Annotated in this window: 9 protein-coding genes; 1 reads left to right on the forward strand and 8 read right to left on the reverse strand. The window is 64.2% G+C overall.

Annotated features, from left to right (window positions below; all coding sequences use genetic code 11):
* Positions 1–21: 21 nt before the first annotated feature.
* The 6 genes from A5906_RS43525 to A5906_RS16855 form a co-directional block, all read right to left on the reverse strand.
* Complete coding sequence (locus tag A5906_RS43525) at positions 22–1,329, reverse strand: hypothetical protein (RefSeq protein WP_210189980.1); 1,308 nt, start codon at positions 1,327–1,329, stop codon at positions 22–24.
* Between the two features lie 1,860 nt (positions 1,330–3,189).
* Complete coding sequence (locus tag A5906_RS16835) at positions 3,190–3,714, reverse strand: hypothetical protein (RefSeq protein ID WP_136615283.1); 525 nt, start codon at positions 3,712–3,714, stop codon at positions 3,190–3,192.
* A gap of 14 nt (positions 3,715–3,728) precedes the next feature.
* Positions 3,729–4,508: a DUF4261 domain-containing protein gene (locus A5906_RS16840; RefSeq protein WP_161495397.1), complete on the reverse strand. Its 780-nt coding sequence runs from the start codon at positions 4,506–4,508 to the stop codon at positions 3,729–3,731.
* 78 nt (positions 4,509–4,586) lie between these two features.
* Positions 4,587–5,747, reverse strand: a complete 1,161-nt coding sequence (locus tag A5906_RS16845) for a hypothetical protein (RefSeq protein WP_136615284.1) — start codon at positions 5,745–5,747, stop codon at positions 4,587–4,589.
* A gap of 158 nt (positions 5,748–5,905) precedes the next feature.
* The gene (locus A5906_RS16850) at positions 5,906–7,264 is read right to left on the reverse strand and encodes an HlyD family type I secretion periplasmic adaptor subunit (RefSeq protein WP_161495398.1); all 1,359 of its coding nucleotides are present in this window, start codon (positions 7,262–7,264) and stop codon (positions 5,906–5,908) included.
* On the reverse strand, positions 7,261–9,444 hold the full coding sequence (locus tag A5906_RS16855; RefSeq protein WP_080136488.1) for a type I secretion system permease/ATPase: 2,184 nt from the start codon (positions 9,442–9,444) through the stop codon (positions 7,261–7,263). The genes A5906_RS16850 and A5906_RS16855 overlap by 4 nt, the downstream gene beginning before the upstream one ends.
* Before the next feature lie 509 nt (positions 9,445–9,953).
* Here A5906_RS16855 and A5906_RS45975 point away from each other — a divergent pair.
* Positions 9,954–10,076 (forward strand): hypothetical protein, encoded by a 123-nt coding sequence (locus A5906_RS45975; protein ID WP_283807698.1) that lies wholly within the window; start codon positions 9,954–9,956, stop codon positions 10,074–10,076.
* A 29-nt stretch (positions 10,077–10,105) separates the two neighbouring features.
* Here A5906_RS45975 and A5906_RS16860 read toward each other — a convergent pair whose 3' ends face one another.
* Positions 10,106–11,119, reverse strand: a complete 1,014-nt coding sequence (locus A5906_RS16860) for a formate dehydrogenase subunit gamma (protein ID WP_080136489.1) — start codon at positions 11,117–11,119, stop codon at positions 10,106–10,108.
* 38 nt (positions 11,120–11,157) lie between these two features.
* Positions 11,158–11,754 carry a formate dehydrogenase FDH3 subunit beta gene (fdh3B, locus tag A5906_RS16865; protein WP_011088224.1) on the reverse strand — a complete coding sequence of 199 codons (597 nt, stop codon included), beginning with the start codon at positions 11,752–11,754 and terminating at the stop codon, positions 11,158–11,160.
* Positions 11,755–11,759: the final 5 nt, after the last annotated feature.

The following is an 11,759-nucleotide window of genomic DNA, read 5'->3' on the forward strand; positions in this document are numbered from 1 at the left end:
AACGAGAGCTGCGGTGCGCCGCTACGCAGCTCTTGCATGAAGCGGCGACACGACGTCGGCCGCGAGCATCGGCCCGATGACCGCGACGGGGGACGACATTGGCGCAGTTGCGCCCGCCGCCCCGCCGGGCCCGACAGCCATCGCGCCAACGAGTTGATCGCGCGCGGCATTGATGTCGGACCCATAGGCGAGGGCCACGTCGGCCAACCGGCCACTGCTGCCGTCTGTGCGGGTAAACGAGCCCTGACCGTAGATCGTCGAACCGTCCGGCAGATGGCTCTGCACGCCGTCGGAGGCGAGCGAGATCGCGCTCACGCCGGATTCGACCAGCGAGTTGAGCTCCCCGGGATCGCTGATGCCGTTGCTATTGCCGTCGCGCCATACGCCGAAGCGGCCGAAGTCCTGATCCGGCGCATCGAGCGCGCCGTCATGATTGGTGTCGAAGGTGCCGAGACCTTGCAGGTCGGTCTGGGCGCCGGGCGTCCACTCCCGCAGCGCCAGCTCCTTGGTCTGGTCGACTGTGCCCGAGCCGTTGGCATCAAATGCGAGCAGGCCCTCGTCGGGCGTCGTCCAGGCGATCCGGTTCGGCACGCCGTTGTCATTGGCATCGAACGCTGCCTTGGAATCGTCGAGCCCGTTGATCCGGATGCCCTGGTCTGCGAGGTCGAGTACCACCGGCCCCATATCGCCACCGAACGAGCCACTGCTGAACGAATCGCCGCCAAAACTGCTGTCACCGAAATCGCTGAAACCCGATGAAGACCCGAGACCGCTGTCGAGGCCGGAGTTGAAGCTGCTGTCGAAGCTTGAACCGAAGCCGCTGTCGAGGCTCGAGCTGAAGCTGTTGTCGAGGCTTGATCCGAAGCTGCTGTCGAGGCCCGAATTGAACCCGCTGCCCACGTTCGAGGTGAAGTTGCTCTCGAGGCTTGAATTGAAGCTGTTGTCGAGCTTCGAATTGATGCTGTTGTCGAAGCTCGAGTTGAGGCCACCGTCGAAGCCTGTATTGAAGCCGCTGTTGAGACCCGAATTGAGACCGCTGTCCAGCCCGATATTGAGGCTGCTCCCCAGCCCCGGATCCAGACCGAGTGGAGCGCTGCTATTCGGATCAGATGTCGATCCGGTATCGAGGCTCGGGCTCAGGCCAAGATTCGAGTTCAGGTCGGGGCTCGAGTTCAGGTCGAGGCTCGAGTTCAAGCCACTGTCGAACGGCAGGCCGGTCGTGCCCAGCGACAGCGGTGAAGCGGGGGTGGCCGTCGTTGCGCCGAGATTGCCGTCAAAACCGATGTCGGTGGGCATGAGCCCGTCAATGTTCGCCGGATCGAGATCCAAGGGCGCAAGCGACGAGCCGGNAGTATCCAGCGGCGCGTCTGATGCGGACGCGGTCGGCGTCGGTGCCGCAGGAGGCGGGCTCGCCGTGGGGTCGGCAGGCAATGCGTTCGGATCAACGCCGGGCGTCAGCCTCAGCGTATCCAGCATTTGCTGACCCTGGGTCTGCTGATCCGCCATCTTGGAATCGACGTAGGATTGCCGCCGCGCGTCGTAGTCGGCCTGGCTCTCCACCTGGAAGCCGGTCATCGGATCGCTGAACGGCCCGCCACCATTGGCAAGATCGAACTCTGAGGCGAACTGGTCCGGCCAGGCCGGTGTCGGCGCGGCCGCTGCGCCCTGCGGCTGATAGCCGGTGAGGCTGTCGTAGAGCGACTTGACGCCCTTGTCGCCAAGGATGGCGCCGCCGATACCACCGGCGATCGCCCCGCCCAGCGCGCCCCACGGTCCGCCAAGAGCGCCGGCTTCACCGAGCAGATAGGCACCGGTCAGCGAGCCCCCCAGACGGCCGCCGAAGCCGGCGACCTCATGGCCTGCTCCCAGCGTGTCGCCCTGATCGTACATCTGATAGGCGTTGTAGCCGGTGATCCCGGCGTCCGCCGCAAGGCCGACCGCTCCGAGGACGCCGGCGCCGGTGAAGATCTTGGACGCGGTCGGCGATTGACCGATCACGCCCACGAAGTTCGGCGTGAACCGCCCGGTCGCGGCGCCGGTGATCTCGGTCGGAGCTTCGGGCGCACCAAGGTCCGGCTGGCCGGCGGGGGCGCGGCCGGCGAGCGGATCGCTCGCCGCTCCAGTGGGTTCGGTGACGCCAGGCAAGGACGGCTCGACGTCGGTGATCTCGGGTACGCCAGTCGATGCTCTGGCCGGCGAGATCGACGGGACATCCGTGCTGGGGATGTCCGGCAATGCCTCCGCTGTTTGCGCGATGCCTACGAGCGCCGGGTGCGTCGAGCCCGGCAAAGGCGGCGCACCATCTCCGATCGGGGCTGGATTGAGCCCGTCCGGAGGGGCCGTCACCAGAGGCTGGTATCCGACGCCGCGCAAATCAGCTGCCATCGCGACCGGTTCGGGAGTGGTGCCGACTCCGATGCGGTCGAGACCATCGCGCGTGATGCTAAACCCGTCATCCGGGCTGCGCAGGAGCTGACCGTCGTTGATGAGGTTGCGCGTCGAATCCGCCATCGCCTGTCGGATCGCGGATTCGTCACCCGTCGCAATCGCCTGTGCCACGCTGGGCTCGTTTGCCGGCAGAAAATTCGATCCGGGGGTCGACATCGCGGTCGGGATCTCGTCGATCACCATGATGGGATTGGCGCGCGTGCGCGATCCGGTCACGGCGAATCCGTCGCCATGGGTCGAGCCGACGAATTCGCGCGAAGCCTGTCGCCAGTAGGCGTCGGGATTGGTGAAGAACTGGTCGGAATAGGCTTTTGCCGGATCAAGGCCGGCCTGTGTCGCGAGATCGGTGAACTTGGCAACGACCGTCGGATCGGCCAGGAACTGAGCGCGCGGCGTCTCGTCGATGATCGACGCGCCGATCTGTCTCGCAATCTGGTTCGCGATCGTTCCGGTCCTGGTCGGCGACCCATCCGCGCCCGGCAGGTCGGGAAAATCGCCGGTATACAGCACATAGGGACCCGGGCGAGCCGTCACGCTCAGGGAAGAAACCAAGCCGTTGAATTCAGAGAGCGAGTCGACATTGCCGAGGCGGGACAGCGCATCGGCAAGGTTCAGCTGTCCGGCGTCAAGGCTGGAAGGAGGGGCCGACGTCGGAAGCAGGCTCGGGTGCGTTCTGAAAGAGATACCAGCTGCATCGGCCATGGGGATTCTCCCATATCTGGTTTTTCTGTTTGGGTTCGGCTATGCGCGCTTTCCGTCAAAAGACGAGGCGACATCGATCTCGTCATCGCGCCGTGCGCTGGGGACGTGCAGAGGAAACAGCAGTTTGCGGTCGTGCCTGAACTCGGTCTTGAGGCTCTGGGCAATGGCGTGCTTTTCGGCCTCGCTGAAGTCATCCGATCGCTGCCCGAGATATCTGAACTCGCCGCGGCCATCCGAGACGTTGACGTTGATCTGGATGCGCTTGATCTGGCCGCCCGATTTTTCAGCCCGATGAACCGCGTTGACGAACAGCACGCGGAGCGGCGTCGCAACCCGATAGTAGCCGATATAATCCTGATCCGGCGCGAGCATGTCCGGACGGGATTCGCCGGCATAGTGCTCAATCGTCAGACTCTTTAGGTCGTCGCCCAGCTTTGTCGCGTTGGGTCTGTCGCTGTCGCTCATGCCGAAGCTCCTCATTCCATCTGAATCTCGCCGAACGACCGGATGAAGATCCCAGTCATGTCGGAGTGATTCATAGACCCGTCGCGCTGCGTTCGCCATCTGATACTCCTGCTCTAGGCCGCTGCGGGCACGGTGGCCTGCAGCACCGGCAAGCCCTGGACGCGGCGTGAGACGAGGTGTTGGATCCGGATACGGTCGGATTCACCGGCGCCAAGCGTGTCGCCGTCGCGCAGCACGGCGCCATGTTCGAGGACGTAGACGATAAGGCCGGCCACCTGACGCACGACCTGCTTCGGGTCTGCGCCCGCACCCTCGAGCTCGATCTCGCGACCGCCGAACGGCCTCAGGCCGAATGTGATCGCGCCGACGATCTGGCCGTCGCGGAAAGGATGAATACTGACCCACAGCGGAAACGGAATGCGCGGATATCCGGCGAAGGACTCGCGCGAGAGCTGCTCCCAGCGTTCGGCCGAATGGGCAACGAGCCCGTCCCACAAAACCGCTGCGGCCGGGACGGCCGCGATCAAGCCGCCGGTGACTGCGGTCACGGCGCGCGCCGCTTGAAGCTGCTGTTCCGGCGTCCGGGCCTGTCCGACTGTCGAGACCACGACGTGGGCGCCATGCCGGCCAAGCACCTCGAGCGCCGTTGGCCAGGTCGCCACGGCGCGCCGGCCGGGCAAGTCCCAGCTCTCACGCGGGACGGGCATCGGCATGACCATCAGCATGACGTTGACGCCGGCGCAGCGGATCACCGGCGATGCCGTTCCCGGCGCTGCTCCAGACAGGTCAATCTCAATTCCCGGATGTCGCTTGCGCAAGACATCGACGACCGTCGCGAGATCGAGGACGACAGGCCGCTCGAACAGAGCGAAGGCCAGGTGACGATCCATCATATCGACGTCCCTCATGTTTCCCCGGGAGGCTTGCGATCGCAAACCGCATGTCGTCGCGGTCCGCGCTGGGACCATGCGTCAGGCGGCATGTTTCTGGAGCGCGTGCATGTCGCCGCCAAGCGTCGGCGGAGCTCCGTCGGTGATCTGAGCGGAAGGCAATGTGGTAATTGCCGCGGCCTCCGGTGTCGCCGTCGCGATTGCCGAGGCAAGCTGATCGCGCGCGCCGATGACACCCGGGCTGAACGCCGTGGTTGCATGGGCTGAAGAATGGACGTGGCCTTGCGCAGCGCCGGGCGCGAAATCAGCCGCGCTCGCGTGTGGCCCGATCCCGCTTGGCGATTCATCCGTTGCGAGCAGGATCGCCTTGGTGCCGGCTTCGACCATCTCGCCGGTAGACGGCGTAGCCGGCGCCTTGTGAGTCGCCAGCACGTCCGCGCCGGAATTCGCGGCGTCGTCGGACTTCAATGGGTCGGCAGTCTTCAATGCATCGGCAGACTTCGACAAGTCGCCTGCTTTCGAGACGTCGGCGTGTGGAGGCTTCGCATCGTCGTTCGCCGGCGCGTTGTGATGATCGCCCGCTGCCATGTCGTGATGCGGAGCCGGATCAATGACGTCGTCCAGCGGGAGCACGTCGAGCGTCGACGATATGAGACGATCGGCATGTTGTGACGGGTTGAACGTGCCGGACGATCCTGCACCATGCCCCTGGTCGGCAACGGACGAAGAGCCGCCGTTGCGATGCGCGCCCGAGCCGCTATCGTGCCAGGGCGCCGGCGGCCCCAACGCATCGTTCATGTCATTGGCGGCCACGGGGTGATCGGCGGGAGAGGTCAAGGTGGATGCTTGTCGCGACGTGTGAGGCTCGTTGAAAACTGGTGCGGTGACCGGCTCCGATGGAAGCGTCTCGCCGAGATGCGAGGCCGAGCTGTCGGTAATCGTCAAGTCCTGATCCGTGGCCATGCCCGGCGACGACACTCCACCACCTGAGATGCGCAGCTCGGTCGCGCCTGTCGCCGCGCCGCCCAGGGCCGTCGCAGTGGCACCGCCGTCATCCCTTGAAGGCAAGCTGCTTGAAGCAAGGGCATGTCCATCGTCGGCGGACGAGACCGTCAAGACTCTGTCATCAAGGGAGTCACGACCGCTCGATGTGCTTTGCGATGGACCTTGTTGCGATCGCAGTCGCAACTGACCGAACGTGTCGGGCGCGGAAGTGTTTGAACCGTCGCTCACTTCGTCCATTTGCGTTTCTCCCACCGCTGCCGGTCGGCCATCCGCGACATCCGCTGATTGCATCGTCTGGCTGATGAACGCGGGACATGAAGAGGCGGTTTCGTGAAAATCGCGACCTGCATGGAAGCCATGAGCCAGTCGCGGTTCCTGGCGGCCGAGCGCATCGTTCAGCGTTCCTGGCCAGCGCCGTGTAACGTCTCCTTGATCGGTGCCAGCACGAAGTCGAGCACGGTCCGCCGCCCGGTCTTGATCTCGACCGCCGCGCTCATGCCGGGCATCAGGGGGCGCAGTTCACCGTTGATCGGAATCTCCATGCTGGCGGGGACGAGTCGCGCCGGAAACCGCAGGCCCCTGCCGTTCTCCTCCACTGCGTCCTTGCCGACCTGATAGAGCCTCGCTTCCACCGTCCCGTATCGCGTGAACGGATAGGCGTCGATCTTCACAGCCGCGGCCTGTCCTTCGCGAACGAACCCGATGTCGCGGTTCTCGACAAAGGCCTCGATCATCAGCGGTGTGCCGTCCGGCACCACCACCATCAGCTTGTCCGCGGTCGTGACCACCGCGCCTACGGTATGGGTTTTGAGTTCCTGCACCGTACCGCTGACCGGCGAGATCAGGCGCCGGCGCTCGTCACGCATCTCCTCCTTGGCGATCTGTTGCTCGAGCTGGGTCGCGCGTTGCAACGCCTTGAGACGGCGGTCCGATGCGCCGGCGCGGAATTGGGTGAGCGTGCCGCGCGCGGTGGCCTGCAGCGCGACGATGTCGGCCTGTCCCTGCTGTTCCTGCTGCTGCAGGCTGATCAGGTTGCCCTTCTTCTCGGTCAACTCCTGCTGCACGGCGAGCACCGGCGGCTTCGGGCCGTTGCCGCGCTCGAACAATCCATTCAGCGCCTCGTAACGCTCGGTGAGCAGCGGGATGACTTCGGCAAGCACATCCTGCTGCGCGCGGGCGGAGCGGATGGCCGCCTCGCGCTGCAGGCGTTGCGCATCGATGGCCGCCATCGAGGCGTCGAAGCGGGCGAGTTCCTCGCGGGTCTGGTCCTGCACCGCAGCGGCGAGCGTCGGATTCGCGCCTTCGGGCGCCGAAAAGCTGTCAACGCCGCGCCCCGCCAGCAGGATGCGCGCGGCTTCCGCGTCGAGCAGAGCCTGGCTGCGATCGTAGCGCAGACTGCCGAGATTTGCCGACGTGTCGGTGGGGTCCAATTCGATCAACGTGTCGCCTCGCTGGACATGGGATCCTTCCTCGACATGAATCGCCTTGACCACCGCGGTCTCCAACGGCTGCACGACCTTGACTTGACCGACCGGAACGAATTTGCCCTCGGCCACCGCGATGATGTCCATATGACTGAGGCCCGCCCAGAACAGCGAACCGGCGAGAAAGCCGACGATCACCAGACCAGTGACGCGCCAGGTCGGCGACGGCGGGGTCTCGACGATCTCCAGCGCCGCCGGCAGGAAGGCGCGCTCCAGCGCATCGCGGCGCGCCGGCCGCTCGAATTGGCGCACGAGCCACCGCAACTTCACGCTGCCTGCCCTCCCTGTTCGTCGCTGCGATCCGATGCCGCCTGACGGACCAGACCCGCGTAGAAGCCGCCTTGGCGCAACAACTCCTCGTGGCTGCCCTGCTCGACGCAGCGGCCGCGATCCATGACCAGGATGCGGTCGGCGTGGCGCACCGCCGACAGCCGGTGAGCCACGATGAGGACGGTGCGATCGCGACACATCGCGCGCATGTTGGCCTGGATGATCCGCTCGCTCTCATAGTCGAGTGCCGACGTCGCCTCGTCGAATACCAGGATGCGCGGGTCGGTTGCGAGCGCGCGAGCGATCGCCACGCGCTGGCGCTGTCCGCCGGACAGATTGGCGCCGCGCTCCTCCAGCACCGTATCGTACGCATGAGGAAGCTCTAGAATGAAATCATGAGCGCCGGCGAGCTTGGCGACCTGGATCACGCGCTCCAGCGACATCGCAGGATTGGCAAGGGCGATGTTCTCGCGCACCGTCCGGTTGAACAGAACGTTTTCCTGAAGCACCACGCCGATCTGGCGTCGCAGCCACCCCGGATCGATCAACGCCACGTCGACGCCGTCGACCAGAACCTTGCCTGCCTCGGGGATGTGGAAACGCTGTACCAGCTTCATCAGCGTCGATTTTCCGGAGCCCGAGCGGCCGACCACGCCAATCACCTCGCCCGGCGAGACTCGCAGCGAGACGTCCTCGAGCGCCGCCGGCGTAGCCGGCCTGTAGCGGAACACGACGTGCTCGAATCTGATGTCGCCGCGCAGCGGCGGCAGATCGTGACGGACGCTGGCGCGCACCGTCTCGGCCGGCGTATCGATAATGTCGCCGAGCCGCTCGATCGAGATCCGGAATTGCTGAAAATCCTGCCACATCTGCGCGAGCCGAATGATCGGCTGACTGACCTGGCCCGCCAGCATGTTGAAAGCGACGAGTTGGCCGATCGTCAGGCTGCCGTCCATCACCGCCGAGGCACCGAGCCACAGGATCAACGCCATCGACAGCCTGTTGATCAGCGCCACGCTCTGCGAGCCGACGGTGCCGAGACTGACGGTGCGAAATGAGGCCGTGATATAGCCCGCGAGCTGGCGCTCCCAGCGGCGCCGCGCCTGGGTTTCGATCGCCATCGCCTTCACCGTCTCCATACCGGTCAGCATCTCGACCAGCAGCGACTGGTTCTGCGCCCCGCGCGCAAAGCGTTCCTGAATCCTCGCCTTGAGGATCGGCGTCACCACGATCGAGACCAGAACGTAGAGCGGGATGGCGGCGAGCGGAATCAAGGTGAGCATGGGCGCGATCAGCGCCATCACCGCGAAGAACACCACGGTGAAGACGATATCGATGATCAGCATCAGTCCGGAGCTGGTCAGGAACTGGCGGATGTTCTCGAGTTCGCGGACCCGCGCCACCGTCTGACCGACCGGACGGGATTCAAAATAGGCGATCGGCAGGCCGACCAGGTGTCGAAACAGTTTGGCGCCGAGAATGGCGTCGATCCTGCTGGTGGTATGGGCGAACAGGTAGGTTCGGATGCCGCTGAGCGTGATTTCCAGCACCGCCAGCCCGGCCAGCGCCATCATGACCACGGTCAGGGTGCTGACGCCTTTGTGAATCAACACTTTGTCGATGATGACCTGGAAGAACAGCGGCGTCGCCAGCGCGGCGATCTGCATGAACAACGACACCAGTAGCACTTCGCCGAAGACCCGCCTGAAGCGGACGATCACCGGCAAGAACCAGGTCATCCCGAAGCGGGCAAATCCACCGCCGGCAACATCGCGCAAGGTGATGACGATGAGGCCGCCGTTCCAGCGCGACGCCAGTTCTGTCTCGGTCCAACGCGCCGGCGGGCGGCCAACCTCCTGCACCAGCACGCCGTCCGGATCGATCCGCGCCAGAATGAAGAAGCGGCCATCCACCGCTTCGGCGATGGCCGGCAGCGGCGAACGCGCAAGCCGGGAAAAGCTGGTCGCGATGTGACGTGCCCTGAACCCTTCGGCCTTCGCCGCTCGCAGCAAGTCATCGCGGTTGGCGAATGCCCCGGGCTCGACATATTCGCGCCGCGCCTGCTCGACATCGATGGGCTTTTCGTGGACCGCGGCAAGGATGGCGAGCGCGATGATGCCGGTGTCGATCACCGGCTTGGAAAGGTCGGCGGCCTGGGCAAGGTCGATCGAGTCGGACATGAGCGCTCCGGAATCGGCGCACAGAAATACATCCAACGCGTGCGGAGCGCGTCGGTTCACCTTCTGGACGAATTTTATGAGGAGCCCACGCGGCGTAATGTGACACTTGTATAATCGCCGGGCTGCATAGGCGGCCTCGACCATCATTCGCGCGATCAGACCACGGCGCTCCCGAACCACCGGCCGTCACATCGATCGTCGGCCCATTCCAGACCAGACTCCGTCTCCCAAAACGCAATTGAGGAAACGAAGACGCATCGCACCAGCAATTATTTCGGATTGAGAATCGGTCCAGTCCATCATGAGCAAGCTTTATCTTCAGGAGTATGCTCGAAGGCTGTACAAACAATTGCGCCCCCTGATGAGGCCGCGACGGGCGCTAATCAGAACGCGAGATATCAAAGGAAAAAGCGCCGTTCTGCCGCCATCGAGAGCCTCAAGACGGCATCTTTTCCGCCGACCGGACATCCGATATATTGCTCCGCGAGCTGCTTTCTTGGAGGATCGCGATGAAGGCTTTTATCCTCGCCTGCGTTGCGACAGTCGTGATCGCAGCGGCTGGCGTTGCCGTGCTCGACACCCTACAGCAACCGGTCGCGGAAGCCTTTGCGACGACAGGCGTGCGTCTGTAGGCTATGCGCCACCTGCTCTATTCGCAGCCCTATTCGGCTGCGGACGCAGCACGGCGAGGCTGCGGCTGAGAATCGTTCGGGCCGGTCCGTGCCAGCTCCTGATCGAGCCACAGGCTATGGTGCTCGCGCGCCCAGTTGACATCCACCTCGCCTGATCCCATCGCCTCAAAGGCACCTTCCATCCCGATCGTGCCGATGTAGATGTGAGCGAGCATCGCGGCGATAAACAGCACGGCCACAACGGAGTGAACGATCTGGGCCATCTGCATGCCTTCGATCCCGGTCACGTAGAACGGAAACATCAGCACGTAGCCTGTCGCCGCGACGAGGCCTCCGCCGATCACAACGATCCAGTAGATCCCCTTTTGACCCGCGTTGAAACGGCGAGCCGGCGGATGATCGTGACCGATCAGGCCGCCGCCGCGCTTGATCCACTCCAGATCGACCTTGTTCGGGATGTTGCCGCCGATCCACATCAGAAAGATCAGCACGACGCCAATCGTGAACGGGAAGCTCAGGTAGTTGTGGGCAAATTTCGCCCATTGCGACCATTCCGAGAAGGCGTCAAATCCAATCAGCGGAAGCAGCAGCGGTCGCCCGAACGTGATATTCAATCCCGAGATCGCCAGGATGATGAAGCAGGTCGCGGTCATCCAGTGCACGAAGCGCTCGAAGGTGTTGAACCGCACGATGGTGCGGCCGGATCGTCCGCTTTCGAGGCGCACCATGCCGCGCGTCAAATAGAAGATGACCAGCACCGCCAGCATTCCGAGCACGGCAACGCCGCCGATCCATCGCAGCGCGACGTTGCGGAATTCACGCCACTCTCGGCCCGCAGGTTGCATCAGCACGCCGGAGCGCTGATCGGGGATGCTGACGCGTCCCTGGATCCGGTCCATCTCCTGCAACAACTGACGCTCGTTCACCGAGCTCGCCGTCGGGTTGACCTGCTGGGCCGGTGACGGCACCGGAGCCGCCATGACCAACAGAAGCAACGCCCACGCGCCGATGGCTGGTCGAATGAACCTTGCAAATGAGGACATCTGCTCCTCCCGGCATTTGTGCCCCGGCGCGCGCGCCGTCAGGATTCGATTGTTTCGCGATAGGCGGTCTTCCAGCCCCATGCGCCCGAGCCATAGCCGCGCTTCAGCACACGCTCCTTATAGATCTGGGCGATGATCTCGCCGTCGCCGGCAAGCAGAGACTTGGTCGAGCACATCTCGGCACACAGCGGCAGCTTGCCCTCGGCCAGGCGGTTCGCACCGTATTTCTCGTATTCCTCCTTGCTGCCGTCTGCCTCGGGACCGCCGGCGCAATAGGTACATTTATCCATTTTTCCACGCGAGCCGAAATTGCCGACCTTCGGATATTGCGGCGCGCCAAACGGACAAGCGTAGAAGCAATAGCCGCATCCGATACAGAGATCCTTGGAATGCAGGACCACGCCATCGGCGGTGGTATAGAAACAGTTCACAGGACACACGGCCGCGCAGGGCGCATCCGTGCAGTGCATGCAAGCCATCGAGACCGATCGTTCCCCCGGCTTGCCATCGGCGATGGTGACGACCCTGCGGCGGTTGATACCCCAGGGGACCTCGTGCTCGTTCTTGCAGGCCGTCACGCAGGCGTTGCACTCGATGCAACGGTCGGCGTCGCAGAGAAACTTCATCCGTGCCATCGTCG

The sequence above is a fragment of the Bradyrhizobium sacchari genome, assembly GCF_002068095.1.
Taxonomy (GTDB): domain Bacteria; phylum Pseudomonadota; class Alphaproteobacteria; order Rhizobiales; family Xanthobacteraceae; genus Bradyrhizobium; species Bradyrhizobium sacchari.

Bases quoted from the DNA above. Each gene is read 5' to 3' on its own strand.
- A5906_RS16860 (WP_080136489.1), bottom strand. From the start codon at position 11,119: ATGTCCTCATTTGCAAGGTTCATTCGACCAGCCATCGGCGCGTGGGCG.
- A5906_RS16845 (WP_136615284.1), bottom strand. From the start codon at position 5,747: ATGGACGAAGTGAGCGACGGTTCAAACACTTCCGCGCCCGACACGTTC.
- fdh3B (WP_011088224.1), bottom strand. From the start codon at position 11,754: ATGGCACGGATGAAGTTTCTCTGCGACGCCGACCGTTGCATCGAGTGC.
- A5906_RS16840 (WP_161495397.1), bottom strand. From the start codon at position 4,508: ATGATGGATCGTCACCTGGCCTTCGCTCTGTTCGAGCGGCCTGTCGTC.
- A5906_RS16855 (WP_080136488.1), bottom strand. From the start codon at position 9,444: ATGTCCGACTCGATCGACCTTGCCCAGGCCGCCGACCTTTCCAAGCCG.
- A5906_RS45975 (WP_283807698.1), top strand. From the start codon at position 9,954: ATGAAGGCTTTTATCCTCGCCTGCGTTGCGACAGTCGTGATCGCAGCG.
- A5906_RS16835 (WP_136615283.1), bottom strand. From the start codon at position 3,714: ATGGCGAACGCAGCGCGACGGGTCTATGAATCACTCCGACATGACTGG.